Source organism: Streptomyces sp. NPDC127117 (genome assembly GCF_042677325.1).
Classification (GTDB): Bacteria; Actinomycetota; Actinomycetes; order Streptomycetales; family Streptomycetaceae; genus Streptomyces.
In genome coordinates this window covers 152,709-170,186 of record NZ_JBHXTM010000015.1, presented here as the reverse complement: position 1 = coordinate 170,186, position 17,478 = coordinate 152,709, and the positions used below count along the sequence as shown (strand labels likewise).

Annotated in this window: 16 protein-coding genes; 12 read left to right on the top strand and 4 right to left on the bottom strand. The window is 71.3% G+C overall.

What is annotated here, in order from left to right; all coding sequences use genetic code 11:
- From ACFVH0_RS16135 to ACFVH0_RS16115, 5 genes are all read left to right on the top strand, one after another.
- Nucleotides 1-1,113 (top strand): FAD-dependent oxidoreductase (locus ACFVH0_RS16135; RefSeq protein ID WP_385820570.1); only part of this gene is annotated, 1,113 nt, incomplete at its 5' end.
- Nucleotides 1,114-1,139: 26 nt separating this feature from the next.
- The gene (locus tag ACFVH0_RS16130; RefSeq protein WP_385820568.1) at nt 1,140-2,006 is read left to right on the top strand and encodes an NAD-dependent epimerase/dehydratase family protein; all 867 of its coding nucleotides are present in this window, start codon (nt 1,140-1,142) and stop codon (nt 2,004-2,006) included.
- 138 nt (nt 2,007-2,144) lie between these two features.
- Nucleotides 2,145-4,049, top strand: a complete 1,905-nt coding sequence (locus ACFVH0_RS16125; protein ID WP_385820566.1) for an APC family permease — start codon at nt 2,145-2,147, stop codon at nt 4,047-4,049.
- A gap of 141 nt (nt 4,050-4,190) precedes the next feature.
- A complete protein-coding gene (locus tag ACFVH0_RS16120; RefSeq protein ID WP_385820564.1) occupies nt 4,191-4,937 on the top strand; it encodes a DUF4118 domain-containing protein in 747 nt (248 codons plus the stop codon).
- Nucleotides 4,938-5,053: 116 nt separating this feature from the next.
- Nucleotides 5,054-6,562, top strand: a complete 1,509-nt coding sequence (locus ACFVH0_RS16115; protein ID WP_385820562.1) for a carotenoid oxygenase family protein — start codon at nt 5,054-5,056, stop codon at nt 6,560-6,562.
- A gap of 18 nt (nt 6,563-6,580) precedes the next feature.
- Here the strand turns inward: ACFVH0_RS16115 and ACFVH0_RS16110 are convergent, their stop codons facing one another.
- Nucleotides 6,581-7,435: a hypothetical protein gene (locus ACFVH0_RS16110; RefSeq protein ID WP_385820560.1), complete on the bottom strand. Its 855-nt coding sequence runs from the start codon at nt 7,433-7,435 to the stop codon at nt 6,581-6,583.
- Nucleotides 7,436-7,589: 154 nt separating this feature from the next.
- Nucleotides 7,590-8,246: a Crp/Fnr family transcriptional regulator gene (locus ACFVH0_RS16105; protein WP_385820558.1), complete on the bottom strand. Its 657-nt coding sequence runs from the start codon at nt 8,244-8,246 to the stop codon at nt 7,590-7,592.
- Nucleotides 8,247-8,594: 348 nt separating this feature from the next.
- Between ACFVH0_RS16105 and ACFVH0_RS16100 the strand changes: the two genes are divergently transcribed.
- The 5 genes from ACFVH0_RS16100 to ACFVH0_RS16080 all read left to right on the top strand — a co-directional run bounded on the left by ACFVH0_RS16100 (nt 8,595) and on the right by ACFVH0_RS16080 (nt 13,155).
- On the top strand, nt 8,595-8,957 hold the full coding sequence (locus tag ACFVH0_RS16100) for a hypothetical protein (RefSeq protein WP_385820556.1): 363 nt from the start codon (nt 8,595-8,597) through the stop codon (nt 8,955-8,957).
- Nucleotides 8,947-10,986, top strand: a complete 2,040-nt coding sequence (locus ACFVH0_RS16095) for a hypothetical protein (RefSeq protein WP_385820554.1) — start codon at nt 8,947-8,949, stop codon at nt 10,984-10,986. Before ACFVH0_RS16100 ends, ACFVH0_RS16095 begins: the two co-directional genes overlap by 11 nt.
- 14 nt (nt 10,987-11,000) lie before the next feature.
- Nucleotides 11,001-11,723 (top strand): hypothetical protein, encoded by a 723-nt coding sequence (locus ACFVH0_RS16090; RefSeq protein WP_385820552.1) that lies wholly within the window; start codon nt 11,001-11,003, stop codon nt 11,721-11,723.
- The gene (locus tag ACFVH0_RS16085) at nt 11,720-11,992 is read left to right on the top strand and encodes a DNA-binding protein (RefSeq protein WP_385820550.1); all 273 of its coding nucleotides are present in this window, start codon (nt 11,720-11,722) and stop codon (nt 11,990-11,992) included. The genes ACFVH0_RS16090 and ACFVH0_RS16085 overlap by 4 nt, the downstream gene beginning before the upstream one ends.
- 77 nt (nt 11,993-12,069) lie before the next feature.
- The gene (locus tag ACFVH0_RS16080) at nt 12,070-13,155 is read left to right on the top strand and encodes a hypothetical protein (RefSeq protein ID WP_385820548.1); all 1,086 of its coding nucleotides are present in this window, start codon (nt 12,070-12,072) and stop codon (nt 13,153-13,155) included.
- 67 nt (nt 13,156-13,222) lie between these two features.
- On the opposite strand, the gene ACFVH0_RS16075 is transcribed toward ACFVH0_RS16080, so the two are convergent.
- A complete protein-coding gene (locus tag ACFVH0_RS16075) occupies nt 13,223-13,816 on the bottom strand; it encodes a dienelactone hydrolase family protein (RefSeq protein WP_385820546.1) in 594 nt (197 codons plus the stop codon).
- Between the two features lie 173 nt (nt 13,817-13,989).
- A complete protein-coding gene (locus ACFVH0_RS16070; RefSeq protein ID WP_385820544.1) occupies nt 13,990-14,433 on the bottom strand; it encodes a hypothetical protein in 444 nt (147 codons plus the stop codon).
- Nucleotides 14,434-14,763: 330 nt separating this feature from the next.
- Here ACFVH0_RS16070 and ACFVH0_RS16065 point away from each other — a divergent pair, with 330 nt between their 5' ends.
- Nucleotides 14,764-15,678, top strand: a complete 915-nt coding sequence (locus tag ACFVH0_RS16065) for a diiron oxygenase (protein WP_385820542.1) — start codon at nt 14,764-14,766, stop codon at nt 15,676-15,678.
- A gap of 28 nt (nt 15,679-15,706) precedes the next feature.
- A complete protein-coding gene (locus ACFVH0_RS16060; protein WP_385820540.1) occupies nt 15,707-17,356 on the top strand; it encodes an FAD-dependent oxidoreductase in 1,650 nt (549 codons plus the stop codon).
- Nucleotides 17,357-17,478 lie beyond the last annotated feature (122 nt).

Below are 17,478 nucleotides of genomic sequence, written 5' to 3'. Positions count from 1 at the left end.
TCCGCCAGCCACGTCGCCTTCGGCTCGACCCGCGTCATGGCGACCTGCGCCACCGTCGGCCAGGCGGCCGGCACCGCCGCCGCGCTCTGCGCCGCCGGAGATGTCACACCGCGTGGACTCTCCGTAGCCGAGCTGCAGAGGGCCCTGCTGCGCCAGGACGCCTCGATCGTCGGCCTCGCCTCGACGGACCCGGAGGACCTGGCCCTGCGGGCGACGGCCACGGCCTCGTCCACCTTGAGCGGCCTGGCGGTCGAGGAGTCCGACGAGCTGTGGCCGCTCGCGGCCGACGCCGGGCTCGTCCTGCCCGCGGACCCGGATCTCTCCGGGGTGGAGCTGCTCGTCGACGCCGACCGCGACACCGAGATCGTGATCGATCTGTACGACCCCGAACTCGGCCAGAACTACGTCCCGCGCCGCCTCGTCTCGTCCACCACCCTGCCCGTCGCCGCCGGTGCCCGGCAGTGGCTCAAGACGGGCCTGGACTGGTCACCCGAAACCCCGCGCAACGCCTTCCTGGTCGTCCGCGCCAACGACGCCCTCGCCCTGCACCGCTCCGACCGGCCGACCCCCGGCGTCCTGTGCTTCACGCGCGTCCCGCTGCGCCCGTCGGACGAATCGCCGCAGCCGCTGCGCGAGTGGACGGACACGGGTCTGCTGCGCCGCACATTCTGCTTGCGCACGGGAGAGACCGCGGCCTACTCCCCCGCCAAGGCCACCGACGGCTATGCCCGCCCGTACGCGGGACCGCACATGTGGGTCTCCGCACCACTGGCGGACGCCCCTTCCCCCTGGCTCTCGCTGGCCTGGCCCGAACCGGTCACCCTGGGCCGGATCGAGGTCATCGCCGACGACGACGTCAACGAGGACCTGATCAACCTGCACCACCACCGCACGCCCTTCGACACCCTCCCCACCCTCCTTCGCGACTACCGCGTCGAGGCACTGGATACCGACGGCACCTGGCGTGTCATCGCCCGTGCGGCGGAGAATCGGCGGCGACGCGAGACGCACACGCCGGCGGAGCAGGTCACCACATCGGCGATCCGGGTCGTCGTCGAAGCCACCAACGGGGCAGCGTCGGCGCACATCGTCGCCGTGCGCGCCTACGAGTAGAAGCATCTGAGCAGGAGAGTGACTGGATGGCCGTAAGAGCGATGGTCACCGGGGCCGCCGGGCGGATCGGGCGAGCGGTCCTCGCGCTGCTCGCCGAGCGCGGGATCGAAGCGAACGCCTTGGTTCTCGACGATCCCGGTGATCTCGCGGCGCGACTGGTCGTGACCGGTGACGCCGCCGACGCGAAGACCGTGCGGGCGGCTCTGGAGGGCGCCGACGCGGTCATCCACCTGGCGGCGATCCCGACTCCCGCACGCAACACCGCATTCGAGGTCTTCGCGGGCAACAGCCTTTCCACCTTCACCGTCCTGGAGGAGGCCGGCCGGGCCGGGATCCGGCATGCGGCGGTGGCGAGCTCCTGGGGAGTCACGGGCCTGCCCTGGACGGACGTCGAGGATCCGCATCCGCCGTACGCACCGGTCGATGAGGAGATGGCCTCCCAGGTGGCCGATCCCTACGGCCTGTCCAAACAGGTCGACGAGCTGACAGCGCAGATGATGGCGCGGCGGCACGGAATGAGCGTGGTGTGCCTGCGCTATCCGTACGTGGGCGGTTTCGAGGAACGGCTGGACGCGCACGCCGCCCGGCTCACGGCCGACCCGGCCGCGGGGGCAAGGGAACTGTGGACGTACCTGGAGGTTCAGGACGCGGCGAGGGCCGCGCTGCTGGCCCTGGACGTGCCCGGCCCCGCGGCGCACGTGGTACACCTCTGCGCCCCCGAGATCATCGTCCCCTACCCGACGGAGGAACTGCTACGCCGCTACCACCCCACCACCGTGCTGCGGAGCCCGCTGCCGGGTCGCACGGCTCCGGTCGACACCTCGGCCGCGCGCAGGCTGCTCGGGTTCACGGCACAGAATCTCGTCGGTCACGGGGCCGTCACCCCGCAGTGAGGGCGGCCGGGGGCTGCCTCCGTATGGGCTGCGTGAAGAGTGGGGCGAGCGGCGTATGGACACCGGCAAGAGGGCCGTTGCTCCGTCGTACGGCGTTCAGCCTGTTCCTCGACCTGCTCACTCGGAGGAACCAGCACCATGGCCCTACACACGGGCAAGCCGAACATCGCGGCAGAGGGCGTCGGCGCGCAGGAGCCACCCGGTACCGGGGCCGGTGAGCGGCACAGGCTCACCGCGCTCCAGGGGCTCGCCGCACTGTCCCTGGACGCGATGGCCTCGGTGGCGTACGGACCGGAGTCGATCGTGCTCGTGCTGGCGGTCGCCGGGGCCTACGGGATGGGGTTCACGCTCCCCGTCACCCTCGCCATCGCCGCGCTGCTGGCCGTGCTGGTGGCCTCGTACCGGCAGGTCATCGCCGCGTTCCCGGACGGGGGCGGCTCGTACGCCGTGGCCAAGCGATACCTGGGGCGGCGCACCGGTCTGGTGGCGGCCGGCTCGCTGGTCCTCGACTACGTCCTGAACGTCGCGGTCTCCGTCACCGCCGGTGTCGCCGCCCTGACGTCGGCGTTCCCGCAGCTCTACGGCGAGCGGGCCTGGATCTGCCTGGGTGTCCTGGTGCTCGTCACGGCCGTCAATCTGCGGGGCGTGGTCGACTCGGCCAGGGCGTTCCTGCTGCCGACCGCCCTGTTCGTCGGCTCGATCCTCGCGATGATCGTGGTCGGTCTCCTCCGCGACGGCCCCGTCAGTACCGCGTCGGCCGACGGACATGCCACCGCGCTCGGCGAGGGCACCACCGCCGTCGGGGCCCTGCTGCTGCTCAAGGCCTTCGCCGCAGGCTGCTCCGCCCTCACCGGTGTAGAGGCCGTGGCCAACGCCGTGCCGTCCTTCCGCGCGCCTGCCGCCCGTCGCGCCCAGCGCACCGAGGTGGCCCTCGGCGCACTGCTCGGCGCGATGCTGATCGGCCTGTCCGTACTCATCGGCCGCTTCCACCTCCAGCCGGTCGAGGGCGTGACCGTCCTCGCACAGCTCGCCGATGCCTCCTTCGGCCACAACGCGGCCTTCTACGTGGTCCAGTTCGCGACCATGGTGCTGCTGGCGCTGGCCGCCAACACCTCCTTCGGTGGGCTGCCCGTCCTGATGAGCCTGCTGGCCCGCGACAACCACCTGCCGCATGTCTTCGCCCTCAAGGCCGACCGCCAGGTGCACCGCCACGGTGTGCTCGCGCTGGCCTTCGTCTCGGCCCTGCTGCTCGTCGTCTCCGGCGGTGACACGAACACCCTCGTCCCGCTCTTCGCGATCGGTGTGTTCGTCGGCTTCACCATCTGCCAGGTCGGCATGGTCCGGCACTGGTGCGGCGAGCGGGCCAAGGGGTGGCGTGCGAAGGCCGTGCTGAACGGCTTCGGTGCCCTGCTGACCGGCGTCGCCGCGGTCGTCGTCACCGCCACCAGGTTCAGCGAGGGCGCATGGGTGATCGTCCTCGCCCTGCCCCTGCTCGTTCTCGGATTCGAGAGGGTTCACCGCGCCTACGGCCGGATCGGCGAACGGCTGGAGCTGGGCCGGATCCCGGAGCCGCCGCGGCGTGCCCACTCCTTGGTCGTCGTGCCTGTCTCCGGGCTGTCCAAGCTGACCTGCAAGGCCCTCACCGCCGCCCGTTCACTGGGCGACGAGGTTCTCGCCGTCACCGTCGCACACCCCACGCCAGAGGACCGTCGCACGGCCGAAGCCCTTCGCCGCGACTGGGAGTTGTGGAACCCGGGCGTCGAACTCGTCGAGCTCGACTCGACGACCCGGGCGCTCGGCCGCCCCGTCTCCGGATACGTCCGTGCGCTCGCCGCCGCGCGCCCCGTCTCCCAGATCACCGTGCTGATCCCGGAGACCGAGCCCGCGCGCCTCCGGCAGCGCCTGCTCCAGAACCAGCGCGGCTCCGTCGTCGCCCACGCCGTACGCCGCGACACCGACGCGGTGATCTGCCGGCTTCGCTTCCGGATCGCCGACGACACGGCCGTCACCGGAAACCGGGGCGCCGGGCGCGGCCGGCGCTGACAGCGGCGTCGTGCGGTGGCCCGCCCCCGCGCCACTCGGCATCAGTGAGTCGTCAAGTTCCCGGACCGCCCGTGCCGCCCCGGCCGCGCCCGGCGCAAGCTGGAAGTCAGGGAGGCTCCTCCGAGCCCTGCGAGGTGCGTCATGAGGTCTGGCCTGCGGGTCACCGCCGCCGTGCTGGCCGGGCTACTGGCCCCGCTGCTCCTTGCACTGGCGCTGGTCCCCCTCCGTACGAGCGTCACCCACACGAATGTCGCGCTGCTGCTGGTCGTCGCGGTCGTCGCCGTCGCGGCGCTCGGGAGCCGCCTCGCGGGCGCCGTCGCCGCGCTGTCCGCCGCCGCCTGGTTCGACTTCTTCCACACCGAGCCGTACCAGAGCTTCCACATCCAGGACCGCACCGACATCGAGACCGCCGTACTGCTCCTGGCCGTCGGGCTGATCGTGTCCCAGCTCGCCGCACGGGCCCGGACCCTCAAATGGGTCGCCGTCACGGACGCCACCCATCTGGAGCGACTGCACGGTACGACGCGGATGGCCAGGTTCAGTACCTCCGCCGACGATGTCGTCCACCGCGTCCGGCAGGAACTGATCGAGGTCCTGGAGCTGCGCGCGTGCCGCTTCGAGTACGGGGCGCTCATCGGGCGTCCGCCGCGCCTCGACCCGGACGGCAGTGTGTACGTGCCGGGCTGGATCTGGGACGTGGACCGGCAGGGCTGGCCCGACGGCGAGATCGAGCTGAGGGCCACCATCCACGGCCACTACCAGGGGCGCTTCATGATGACGCCCGAGCCGGGCGCGCCCCCTCCCCCGCTGGAGGCGCGCCTGGTCGCCGTGGACCTGGCGGCCCAGGCCGCCGCTGCTCTCGATCTCCCCGCGCCGGAGCGGTCCTGAGACCGCGGGGTGCCGGCCGGGGCCCAGGCCGACTGACCCGGCGGCGACCGCGCAGCAGACTCTTTCCCAGCACCGGCGAGGACCCGCCGGGCACCGATCACGGACGGGGAAGAGCGATGAGCAGTCACACACGCCGAAGGATCCTCCAGGGAGCGGCGCTCGCGGCGGCCGGCAGCGTCGTCGGGGGCTACGGTCTCGGCCACTACGCCACCGAGGCGCAGGCCGCCACTCGTGGTACGGCGGCCGGGGGCAGCGCGTCGACCCCCTTCCTGGAAGGCGCGTTCGCGCCCGTCACGGAGGAACTCACCGCGTTCGGCCTCGAAGTGACCGGCCGGGTTCCGCACGACCTGGACGGCCGCTACCTGCGCACCGGCCCCAACGCACTGGGGCTTGAGGACCCACGGGCCCACCACTGGATGCTCGGCGACGGCATGGTGCACGGGGTGCGGCTGCGCGGCGGGCGCGCCGAGTGGTACCGCAACCGGTGGGTGCGCTCCTCGCAGGTGGCGCGGAAACTGGGCGAGCCGTACCCGGGCGAGGCACCGCCGGACGACTTCGCCTGCAACACACATGTCATCCCGTACAAGGGACGGATCCTGGCCCTCCAGGAGAGCGGACCGCTGCCGTACGAGCTGGACGGCGAGCTGAACACGGTGCGCCCGTACGATTTCCGCTCCACGCTGGAGGGCGCGTTCACCGCGCACACCAAGTACGACGCGGCGGCGGACGAGCTGCACGCGGTGGCGTACTACCCGGCCTGGGACCACGTACGGCACCTCGTGATCGACCGGACCGGACGGGTGGCGCGGACCAGCAGGATCCCGGTGGCGGACGCGCCGATGATGCACGACTTCGCTCTCACCGAGAAGTACGTGGTGATCGTCGATGTGCCGATCACCTTCGACATGGCGGCCGCCGAGGCGGGCGCACCCGTGCCGTACGTCTGGAACCCGGAGCACCCGATGCGGGTGGGGGTGATGCCGCGGACCGGCGGCGCCACCCGCTGGTTCGAGATCGACCCGGTGTACTACTCGCACACGCTCAACGCCTACGACCAGGGCGACACCCTCGTCATGGAGCTCACCACCATGCCCGCCCCGTTCTATGCCGCGGGCCGGGGCAACGGCGGACCCTCCACGGCCGGCACCCCCGTGCTCGACCGCTGGACCATCGACCTGCGCGCGGGCCGCGTCCGCAGCACCCGGATCGACGACCTGCCGCAGGAGTTCCCCCGCGTCAACGAGTCCCTGGTGTCGCGGCGGCACCGCTTCGCGTACACGGCGAGCGCGGCGGAGATGTGGCGCGCCTACGAGACGGTCGACGGGGTGCCGCCGGACGAGAAGTTCACCAACTGCCTGGTCAAGCACGACATGCTGCGCGGCAGCCGCCAGGTGCACCGCTTCCCGGACGGCGCGGCGGCCGGCGAGCCGGTGTTCGTGCCGCGCCGCGGGGCGCGCGACGAGGACGACGGCTACCTGCTCTCCTACGTGCACAACCCGGACCGCGGTGCGAGCGACCTGGTGATCCTCTCCGCCCAGGACTTCACCGCCCGCCCCCTGGCCCGCATCCACCTGCCGGGACGTGTGCCCCTCGGCTTCCACGGGAGCTGGGTGCCGGAAGTGTGAGAGGGCCGTTCCCCGACGTCAGGTGTCCCTCCGGTGCCGGGTCACCGTGACACGCTGACCGCCGTGCACCGTCCCGGTGTTGATGTTTCCGTTCGGGGCCCTGTTCGTCACCCGGCCGCCCTCGGATCCGTGACTCCGTTCTCCTCCCTCCGGACCGCGGGCGGCGCCGAGGCCCTTGTCCGCGGCGTCGCCGGACGTGTGCGCACCGTGCAGCGGACCGGAAGGCAGCGGCACATGGATCCAGGCCCGCTGAGCGAACCGCTTGCCCTCGACCGTTGCCGGCACTTCGATGAAGTGGTCCGGATGACGGCCCGTGTACCCACTGGCGACCGCGTCCTGGTAGCAGCGGTCCGACAGAATGGCCGCCACCTGGGTGACGTTCTCCTTGGAGGATGCCAACACGGCTTTCACCGGGCGGGAGTCGAGCAGGCGGTGCGTGTCGTTGCGGACCGTCCCGTTGCCTCCGAACTCGTCGCCGGTGTCCGGGAGCGGACCGATGTGCAGGCTGACGCGGAGCCGGATCGGCAGGGCCCCGAGAGCGTGAATGTTGATCTCGGTCAGCACTTCCTGGAGCGTGAGCAGCCAGGGATGGATCACGAACGGCATCAACGACGGGTCGAACCCGAGGACATAGCCGTCACCGGTGGAGGCGGGGAACCTGCGTTCGTTCCACAGCTCCGCCAGTCCCGCCCGGTCCAATGAGGCCCTGATCAGGTCGGGCACCGCCCGGCTGACGGCCTCGTGCTCGATCGCGGGGAGGCCGGTGAAGTCCTTGGCGTCAACAGCGATGATTCCCCGGCACGGGGGCAGCGGACGGCTGCGGCTGTAGGGCGCTGCGGTGGCCGTGGGCAGTGCGGTCCGTCGTTCGTGCATCGTCACTCCTCTGCGAGGTTCCGTCCTGGCCCGCATCGGCCCGGACGGGCAATCGGTGCTTCGTCTCTGCGCCCTGTGAGCGTCACAGGGCGACGGGGAGCACTCCGCTCCCGCAGTGCGGAGGACCGGTGATCCACGGCACCCTCGCCGCCGCTCAGGTGCCGGCCGGATGGTTGAGCGATCGACGCAGGTGCATCGTGTCCAGGACTTCGATGTACGTCCTTCCGAACCGCACCTGATGGGGCCCGAACCGCTCCAGCGCCTTGGTGACGGAATTCCGGCCGACTCCGAGGTGTTGCGCCAGCTCTTCCCTGGTCAATGAAAACGTGCGGGATCCGGAGATCTCGGTCAGCCGGAGCAGCGCTGCCGCGAGCCGCTGATCGATTTCCCCCTCGCACGCCTGGGTCTGCTCACGCAGTCGACTCAACGCATGCAGGAAAAGCTGATCCGCCAGGCCGTGCTGCTTGACGAAGCCCTGGAAGGCACTCGCGGGAATCACCGATACTTCACATCTGCTAACGGCCTGAACATGAGCAAGCCGTACGCCGCCGTCCCGCACCGCCATCTCCCCCAGCACCTCGCCGGGCCCCCGGAAGGCGAGCAGCCGGTCCCTGCCGTCGAGGTCCCCGCGAACCACTTTCACGATGCCTTGGATCAGCGCAAGAACGTGTGAACCGGACTCACCCTGCCGCAGCAGGACCGCGCCCGCCTCATGCCGCCGTCGCGGAAAGCCCGTCAGCCCTTCCCATGCCGACGCAGACACGAGTTCACGCAGCACCCGAGCCGGCGAAATGCAAGTCTCTTCGCTCATGCGATCACATTAGTGGATTTCACCTACACCCGATGCGGAATACTCGATTCCCCTTTTCGTCGAATACCCCACCCGCGAAAGCACGACCTCCTTTCGATTATGGATTACCCATGACATTCCGGACCCAATTCCCGCTCCCGGGTCCTTTCCGGCCGTTCCGGAGCACTCTGACGCCGGTCGGTGGTTCGAATGTTCGGAATGTGATGGCCGACATCTCCCGTCCGCACTGCGGGAGCGGATCCAGGCCCTGCGGCGCGGAATTCTCGGATCGCCAAGGAAAAATGCCGGCGGCCGTTCGGCCCGGCCGGCCCTCTCCCGGAGGGAGCCATGCGAGAACACGGGAAGAACGTGAGTGGCACTCATGGTGTGCGGCGAGCCGATGTGCCGGCGGACTTCGGAATCGTCCACCCGCCGCCCGGCCGGACCGGCGGGGTCGACCGGGACGACCAGGCGGTGGAAGCGGTCCTCGACGCACTGCACAGCGCGGGTTGTGTGCCCACCCCCGAGGAGCTCGGCCGGCTGAGCGAGCTGCTGCGGTCCCTTCGGCGTGCCGGTTCCACCGCTGACGGGCCGGCGGCGCCCGCGAGGTCGTACACCGCGCTGAGTGCCCCGCGAGGCGTCATCAACACCGGTCGTGTCCACGGCGGACAGCACGTGAGCGACATCTCCGTGTCCGGTGATTACGTCCGGGGAGCCGACAATGACATCTGACACCAGCTCCGTGGACCGCGCCCTCAAGGCCCTGCTCCCCGAACTGGACCGGGACCGGGGAATGTTGGTGCTGGCCCCGAACGGCACGGTCAACACCGGTGTGGTGCAGGGTGATCAGCGCAATGTGTCCAGCTCCGGGACGATCCCCGACGGCTCCGGGACACCGGTACGTCAGGGGCCCGTGCGGGCGAAGGATCTCCAGGTCGCCCGGCGTCGTTTCGTTCCGCCCGCGAACTTCGAGGCAGGTCTCGTCGCGCTGGAGTCGGGCATCCTGTTCCTGGTCGGTGAACCGGGGACGGGCCGCCTGACGCTGGCGCTCAATCTGCTGGCCCACCGGCACGACGACCCGACGCTGATCCAGGTCGACGGGGCGGTGGACCTGGCGCGCTGGCGTCCTCGGCCGCAAGGAGTGCACGGCTACCTGGTCATGGAGCCGAGCGCCCCCTTCGCGCCCAGGCCCTGGGAGTTGTCCGACCTGGAGGCGGCGCTGGCAGCGGCGGATGCGCGCCTGGTCATCGTGGTTCCGGATGTTCCGGGGCCGACCCGGTTCCTGGAGCGGGACTTCGGCGGCCAGGTCGTACGCCACCGGTCGCCGGACCCGGCCGAGGTCTTCGCCACCCATTTCGCGGACGGCTGTCCCGACGCGCGTGACCGTGCCCGGATTCTGGAGCCGCTCGGGCCGGACTTCCTGTCCTCGGTCCTGCCTGCCGGGCTGCCGCCCGGGTATGCGGCACGGGCGGCGGAGACGGTGAGCCGGCTCGGCGCTGTGAGCGGGGCGCGGCCGGCCGATGAGGTGCCGGCCTGCCTCGCCTCGGCGGAGGCCCAGGAACTCCTGGCTCGGGCGGAGCACGATCCGGAGCTGCTGACCCACCTGTTCTCGGTCTGCGTGTACGGCGGGCTGGACCGCGGCATCGTCGTCGAGCGGGCCGCCGATCTGCTGGCGGCGGCACGCCCCGGGCCGGATACCGGGTTCCTGGACCATGGCCGCCCCGAGCCCATGGGCGACCCGGGGTTCCGCCTGGTCCGTCAGCGTCCGCTCAGGGACATCCTGCGCGACGTCGGAGCGCACTGCGTACCCGGGAACGGGCCCGAGACGGTGGCGTTCTACTGGCCGGCGGTCGCCGATGCCGTGTGGGACGTGGTCTGCCGCGAGCACACCGAACTGCTGCCGCTGCTGCACGACTGGCTGGGCGGGACGGGGCCCACGGCGCAGGAGATCGAGCGCGCCGGTCGTGCGATGGCGGGGATGGCCGTGCGCACCGGAGGGCGGACACTCGGACTCGTCCAGGATCTCGCACTGTCGACCGGGCGGCCGGGATTCGAAGTGGCGGCGCGCTCCCTCGGAACGGCGGCGGTCGATCCCGGGGTCGCTCACAAGGTGCACGGCCTTCTCCAGGAGTGGGGTGACGCGCCCGACACGCCTCTGCGCTCCGCGGTGGCGTATGCCTGCCGCTCCGACCTGGGCGGGGTGGAGGCCGAACACGCGCTGAGGTTGCTGCACGGTGTGGTGAACAGGGGAGGTGACGACCCCGAGGACACCTCGGTGGCGCTGACCGTCGCGGAGACGCTGATGCAGCGGTTCGCGGCGGGGGAATCGGCCACGAGGGAAACGATCACCCGTCATCTGGCCGCCTGGACGGCGGTCGAGGACATGGCAGGTCTGGTCGCCCGCCTCGCCTTTCCTGTCCTGGTCGACTTCGACCATGGCTGGTTCGGCGCCCGGATGCTCGCCGGGGGAACGACGGCCTCGGACATCGTGGAGCTCGTCCTGCGGGCTCTCAACGAGGCCGCGTCATACCCGTCGATGAGAGACACGCTGCTCGTCTGGTGCAACGGCCCGGACGAGGCGTCACAGCCGGATCCGGCCGTGGAGGAGCTGTTCGTACGGCTGGTCGACTCCCGGCAGCACGGGTTCCTGCGCCTGCTCCTGTTGATCGAACGTGGCGGCGACGCCATGCCCGGCAAGGATCTCGCGGCGCGCTGCCTGACCGAGTGGCGCAGCAGGAACCAGCCCCAGCAGACCGACTGATCAGGAGGACGACCATGGCATCACCCTCTGGGCCCGGACTGTTCGACTCCATCGAGCGGGAGTTGACCGGCGGAGAGACCGCACCCGGGCTGTGGCTCGACGACGGTTCCGGCGTGGCGGAGACCTCGCTCTCCCCGGCGCAGGCGCGCCCGATCCTGTACGACCGCTCGGTGGACCCCGCCGTGCGAACCTCACTGTGGCGGCAGGCGGTTGTTCTGGCGCAGGCCGACGCGGACCGTTCCGGCTGGCCGCTGTGTGTGGTGTGGCTGGCCCTGCCCGGGATGCGCCGCACCGTGTTCCGGATCAGGGACCGCTTCGGCACGGCTCGCGAGGATGTGGAGGCCGAGCTGGTCACGGCCTGCCTCGAAGCGCTGCGGGGCATCGGACCGGAGACCGCCGATCCCGGATCCGTACTGCTGCGTTCCGCGTGCACACAGGCATGGAATACCGCGCGCCGGGCCCGTGCCGAGACCGCGGTCGATGATGTGGACGCGGTCGCCGGGGCATGCCATGGGGCGAACGGCCACTGGCAGGTGGATTTCGAACGTGCGGAGAGTCCGGCCGGTCTCTGCGCACCCCTTCGGATCACCGTTCCGGCCGACCGGGTCGAGGGCGTCCGGGTCGGGGCCCTTGCGCAGGAATGGGGCCTGACCGACACCGTGGACGACGCCCGCCGCCTCCGGCGGGGGCGGCGGGTCGGAACCCTGTCCGTGCGCAGCGCGGGGAGGCGCGGATGAACGAGCGTGACGAGACGCCCCTGACCTTCCGGGAGGTCTTCGATCTCCCGGTGAGCGTGGACCTCAGGACGGCAGCCCGGGCGTTCGGCATGTGCATGGCCACCGCGTACCGGCTGGTCGGCCTCGGCGACTTCCCGTGCGAGACCGTCCGGGTCGGTCACCGCCACCGGGTCCTCACCGTGAATCTCATGCAGGCGCTGGGCATCGACGAGAGGCCCGTCTATGCCGACGACCTCGCGGACGGCGTGGCCCTGACGCTCTTCGACTGACGCGGCACCAACGGGCCGGCCGGCTTCGGCCGGCCCGCAATATTCCGGCAGTTCAAGAACCCTGGAGGAAATCCGCCATGCCCACATGCTTCGCGATCGGCCCGGCCGGCAGTGCCCGTGTCGCCGCCGACGGCACCGTGCACACCATGGAGCAGCGCTCCACCGTCTTCTACGAGGAGGTCGTGCGGCCCGTCTGCGAGCGGTTCGGCCTGACCCTGGTCCGAGCCGACGAGGTGGCCGGCGCGGACGCGTTGTCCGAGCGGTCGCTCCGGCACCTCATCGACGACGACATCGTCATCGCCGACCTCACCGGGGGCAGCCCCGAGGTCGTCTACGGCCTCGGCATCCGGCACACCACCGGTCGGCGCACCGTGCACCTCTGCGAGGCAGGCACGGCGCCCTTCGTTGCCGGCGCGTTCCCGACCATCGAGTACCCGGCTCTTCCGCTCGGTTCGGCCGAGGCACGGCAGGCGCTGACCGCGACGCTCACGGAGGGGCTCTTCGGAGCGGGCCCTCTCCCGCCGCCCGCACGTGTTGCGCTCCTCGGGGCGACGGACACGGCCGGTGAGGCGGCCGTGGGCGGCCCGGTCCCGTTCGCCGCGGAGGACGAGGACCCGGGCTTCTGGGACCAGGTGGCCGCCGCCGAGGCGGCGATGGAGGCGGTCGTGGACGACATGGCCGAGGTGGACGCGGCGCTCCTGGACCTCGCCGCCATGGGCGAGTTGCTCAACGAGGACCTGCTCCGCGCCAATCTGCCGGGAACCCCGACGAGCGCCCGGCTGGCTGTCCTCAACCGCTTCGCCAAGGCCATCGAAGGCCCGGCCGACGATCTGGAAGCGGCATCAGGGCGGTTCGTCGAACGGATGAACATCGCCGCCGATGCCCTGAGCGCCTTCCTCCAGTGGGCTCGGGACACCCCTCGCGACGAGTGGACGGACGAGGTGGACGGGCTGCTGGACCAGGTCATCGGGACGGCCCGGGAGGTCCGGGAGGCGGCGGGCAGCGTACGCGAGGTCGAGCCCCTGATCGAGATGCTCGGTATGGCCAGCCGGCAGCTTCGCAGGCCGAGCCGGAAGATCGGTGCCTCTTTCCAGGCCATGCTCACGAGCCTGGCCATGTTCGACGAGTGGGAGAGCACGGCCCGTGCTCTGAAGCGCAGTTGAACGACCCACGACCGTGAGGTCGGGCCGGGGCCGGGAACGTGGTCCCGGCCCTGCCCGACCCACCGGGTCACGCGGCGCGGTCGTCGGCGTCCCGGGAGCGGAGGAACGTCAGCGTGCGGTCGAGGAGAAGCGCGGTGGCCGCGGCGTCGTAGGACGGCAGGGAGCTGTCGGCGAACAGGTGCTGGTCGCCGGGGTAGAGGTGCAGTTCGGCGTCGGCTGCCTCCTCGACGAGGGCGTGGGCCGCGTCCGCGTCGCCCTCGTCGGTGAACAGGCGGTCCGCTTCCATGGCGTGGATACGGACCGGAAGCGGTGACGGCCACGTCCCGAAGGCCGAGCCGGGGACGCAGGAGTGGACCAACACGGCGCCGCGTGCGCCCGGTCGGGTCTGGGCCAGCTTCTGGGCCGGCAGCACGCCGAGGGAGAACCCGATGTAGACCAGCTCCGCGGGTGCGTCGGCCACCGTGCGGACGCCACGGTCGAGCAGCTCGTCGAAGCCGGTCTTCTCCGCGTACGCCAGTCCCTCCTCCAGGGTGTCGAAGGTGTGGCCGTCGTACAGGTCGGGGGTGTGCACGGTGTGCCCCTCGCCGCGCAGGGCGTCGGCGAAGGCGGTCACACCGGGGGTCAGTCCCTGGGCGTGATGAAACAGGAACACTTCGGCCACCGTGAGCCTCCAAGAGCCGTCGGACAAAGATCGATCCACGAATCTAGAAGGTCGGCGGGCCGCTGTTCAACACATCGTTGTTCAACGGATCGCCGCCCAACGCGTCATTGTTTCCACAGCGGCTTCCCGGGCCACGGTCCCGCGCGGGGACCGGACCGCGCCCGGTGGCCTCCTCACTCCTCGGGCGGGGGCGCCAGCAGCATCGGCCAGTGGACACCGGCGTCGAGCTCGTGGTCCGGGGGCGCGGTGAACACTGCGGTCGCGGGCGCCGCCCGCGCGTACAGCTCCGGATCCGCCTCGGTCTCCGCCCGCAGTACCAGCACCGCCTCGGGGTCGACGGCCGAGCGGCCGGGGAACGCCCGGAGGTCCGCACCCGTGTGCCCCAGCGCGGACGGGCGCACGGCGATGTCGACCGTCAGAAGGCAGCCGTCGAGGGCGTGTTCGGCCCAGCCGTCGGTCTGCGACAGGAACAGCACACCGTCGCCCTCGTAGCAGTGGTCACCGAGCCGGGCCACGGCCCGCTCCCCGGGTGAGCCTTCCGGGTCGACGCGGAGCGTCACGACGGGCTCATCGGGCTCGTCGGGGTTGACGCCGGTACGGATGTGGAGCCGGGCCACGGGCGGCCTCCGGTGACGGATGGGCGGATGAGGCGGATGAGGATCCAGTACAGCACGGTGGCCCCGAGTCGCGGCCCGTGGGCCGCCATGGTCCCCGTGGGGCAGTCGGCTCAATGGCCCGACGGGCTCCGATGATCGATCGCGCGGATTCGTTACGAGGGGTAGGCCCGCACAGCACTCTTGCTATACGTTCCGTCTAACAGCTTGCTAGACGTCACGTCTAACAAGCGATGGAGGCGCCCGGCGGCCAAGCACCCCATCGAGCGGGCAGTGGATGGGGATCGCGGTCGGCCGGCGTCGAGTCGATCTGTCGAATCGAGGAGCCGCACCATGGCAAGCAGCACCCTTCGGCCGGAGGACCAGGACCGGCTCGACGAGCAGGACGTCGCCCGGCGGCTGCTCGACTCGTCGGCGAAGCTGTCGTACGACCCGGTCATCGAGGTGGACTGGGACACCCCGCTGGACAAGGACTTCCACGGCGCGAGCCCCGAGTGGAGCACGCTCTACGGCACGGCGTACTGGAACGAGCTGACCGACGCGCAGCGCAAGGAGCTGACGCGGCAGGAGGCCGCCTCGGTGGCCAGCACCGGCATCTGGTTCGAGATGATCCTCCAGCAGATGGTGCTGCGCGACATCTACACGACCGACGCGACCGATCCCCGCTTCCAGTGGGCCCTCACGGAGATAGCCGACGAGTGCCGGCACTCCATCATGTTCGCCCGCGGGGCGGCGAAGCTGGGCGCTCCCGCCTACCGGCCGCGACGAGCGGTGGTCGAGCTCGGCCGGGCGTTCAAGACCCTCGCGTTCGGCGAGGCCGCGTACGCCGCGATCCTGGTCGCCGAGGAAGTGCTCGACGTCATGCAGCGGGACTGGATGCGGGACGAACGGGTCGCACCGTTCGTACGCACCATCAACAACATCCATGTCGTCGAGGAATCACGGCACATGAAGTTCGCCCGCGACGAGACCCGCAAGCGGCTCCGGCACGCGGGCCCGCTGCGCCGGCAGCTCAACGCGTTCGTGATCGCGGTCGCCTCCTACTTCATCGTCACCAGCATGGTGAACCGCAAGGTCTACGAGAACGCCGGGCTCGACACCCGACGCGCCGTCGCCGAGGCCGGGGCGAACGAGCACCACAAGTCGCTGATGCGGTCCAGCTGTTCGGGACTCATGGAGTTCCTGGCCTCGGCGCGCCTGCTCACCAGGCCCGCGCTGGTCCTCTACAAGCGCGCCAACCTGATCTGATCCGAGCCGAGCGACCCGAGCTGACGAGATGACCTACGCCATCACCCAGACCTGCTGCAGCGACGCCACCTGCGTCGCCGTGTGCCCCGTCAACTGCATCCATCCGACGCCGCAGGAGCGGGCCTTCGGCAGCACGGAGATGCTGTACGTCGACCCGAAGACCTGCATCGACTGCGGCGCCTGTGCGGATGCCTGCCCGGTCGACGCCATCTTCCCGGTGGACAGCCTGCCCGCCTCGCAGGCCGGGTACGCCGCGATCAACGAGGCGTACTTCGCCGGGCAGGATCCCGGCCCGGTCGGCACGGGGCCGAACTTCCACCGCTGGAGCGCGCCGTCCTTCGAGCGCAGTCTGCCGTCCGACTTCGCGCCGATCCGCGTCGCGGTCGTCGGTACCGGCCCGGCCGGAATGTACGCCGCCGAGGACCTTCTGCTCCACACCAACGCCGAGGTGACCCTGATCGACCGGCTGCCCGTGGCCGGCGGGCTGGTGCGGTACGGCGTGGCGCCCGACCACCCCGCGACGAAGAAGGTGGGCGACACCTTCGCGCGCTTCCATGACCACCCCCGGGTGCGGATGCATCTGGGGGTCGAGATCGGCAAGGACATCACCGCCGCGGAACTCGCCGCCCACCACGACGCGGTGATCTACGCGGTGGGCGCCTCCACCGACCGCCGCATCGGCGTCCCCGGCGAGGAGCTGCCCGGCAGCATCTCGGCGACCGCGTTCGTGGCCTGGTACAACGCCCACCCCGAGGTCGCGCCGGACGCCATCGACCTGTCCTCGCGGCGGGTGGTCGTGGCGGGCAACGGCAACGTCGCCCTCGATGTCGCCCGTCTCCTCGTCGCGGATCCGGCGGCCCTGGCCGGTACGGACATCGCGGATCACGCGCTCGCGGCGCTGCGTGCGTCGAAGGTGCGCGAGGTGGTCCTGCTCGGTCGGCGCGGGCCGGAGCACGCGGCGTACAGCGCTTCCGAGTTGCTCGCCCTCAAGCATCTTCCGGGCGTGGATCTGATGGTCGACGACCACGATCCGCGGACCGCCGCCACGATCGACGGCGCGGCGGCAGGCGGGAAAGCCGAGCTGCTGCGCGGCGTGCCCCGCGAGACGGTGGACTGGTCGCGCACGCCCGGGTCGGGGCGGCGCATCGTCCTCCGGTTCCACTCCGCCCCCGTCCGGGTGCTCGGCGACGACTCCGTACGGGCCGTGCGCGTGACGGGTGGTCCGGGTGAGCTGGACATTCCGGCCGGCACGCTGCTGCGGGCGGTCGGCTACCGCGGTGTGCCCGTCGCGGGGCTGCCCTTCGACGAGGCGACCGGCACCGTCCCGCACGAGGGCGGTCGGGTGACGGGGATGCCCGGGACGTACGTCGTCGGCTGGATCAAGCGCGGGCCCTCGGGCGGCATCGGGGCCAACCGTGCCTGCGCCGCCGAGACCGTCGGCACGCTCCTGGACGATGCCGTGGCCGGCGCGCTGCCCGCACCGGCGCCCGCGCCCAAGGCGTTCCTCCGGCTGGCCCGGAGCCGCAGTCGCCATGTCGTCGACGCCAAGGGGCTGGCCGCGATCGACAGGGCCGAGCTGGCGCGCGGCCGCGACGGCGGACGCCCACGGGTCAAGTTCGGCACGGTGCCGGAGCTGATCGCGGCGGCGAAGGGCGGCCGCTGGAAGCTGTCGAGCTGAGACACGGAAGGGCGCGGGACGGGTGCTGGGTGCGGGGCTGGGTGCGGGGACGGCAACGGCGCCTGCCCGGCCGCGTCCCCGCCCCGCCTCCGCCCGGCGACCGGCGTGCCCAGCCAGACATT

What these genes read in the sequence shown, in the direction of transcription:
- ACFVH0_RS16115 (WP_385820562.1), top strand. Translation starts at nt 5,054, where the DNA reads ATGAGCAGTCACACACGCCGAAGGATCCTCCAGGGAGCGGCGCTCGCG.
- ACFVH0_RS16130 (WP_385820568.1), top strand. Translation starts at nt 1,140, where the DNA reads ATGGCCGTAAGAGCGATGGTCACCGGGGCCGCCGGGCGGATCGGGCGA.
- ACFVH0_RS16090 (WP_385820552.1), top strand. Translation starts at nt 11,001, where the DNA reads ATGGCATCACCCTCTGGGCCCGGACTGTTCGACTCCATCGAGCGGGAG.
- ACFVH0_RS16095 (WP_385820554.1), top strand. Translation starts at nt 8,947, where the DNA reads ATGACATCTGACACCAGCTCCGTGGACCGCGCCCTCAAGGCCCTGCTC.
- ACFVH0_RS16065 (WP_385820542.1), top strand. Translation starts at nt 14,764, where the DNA reads ATGGCAAGCAGCACCCTTCGGCCGGAGGACCAGGACCGGCTCGACGAG.
- ACFVH0_RS16110 (WP_385820560.1), bottom strand. Translation starts at nt 7,435, where the DNA reads ATGCACGAACGACGGACCGCACTGCCCACGGCCACCGCAGCGCCCTAC.
- ACFVH0_RS16125 (WP_385820566.1), top strand. Translation starts at nt 2,145, where the DNA reads ATGGCCCTACACACGGGCAAGCCGAACATCGCGGCAGAGGGCGTCGGC.
- ACFVH0_RS16120 (WP_385820564.1), top strand. Translation starts at nt 4,191, where the DNA reads ATGAGGTCTGGCCTGCGGGTCACCGCCGCCGTGCTGGCCGGGCTACTG.
- ACFVH0_RS16105 (WP_385820558.1), bottom strand. Translation starts at nt 8,246, where the DNA reads ATGAGCGAAGAGACTTGCATTTCGCCGGCTCGGGTGCTGCGTGAACTC.
- ACFVH0_RS16080 (WP_385820548.1), top strand. Translation starts at nt 12,070, where the DNA reads ATGCCCACATGCTTCGCGATCGGCCCGGCCGGCAGTGCCCGTGTCGCC.
- ACFVH0_RS16060 (WP_385820540.1), top strand. Translation starts at nt 15,707, where the DNA reads ATGACCTACGCCATCACCCAGACCTGCTGCAGCGACGCCACCTGCGTC.
- ACFVH0_RS16085 (WP_385820550.1), top strand. Translation starts at nt 11,720, where the DNA reads ATGAACGAGCGTGACGAGACGCCCCTGACCTTCCGGGAGGTCTTCGAT.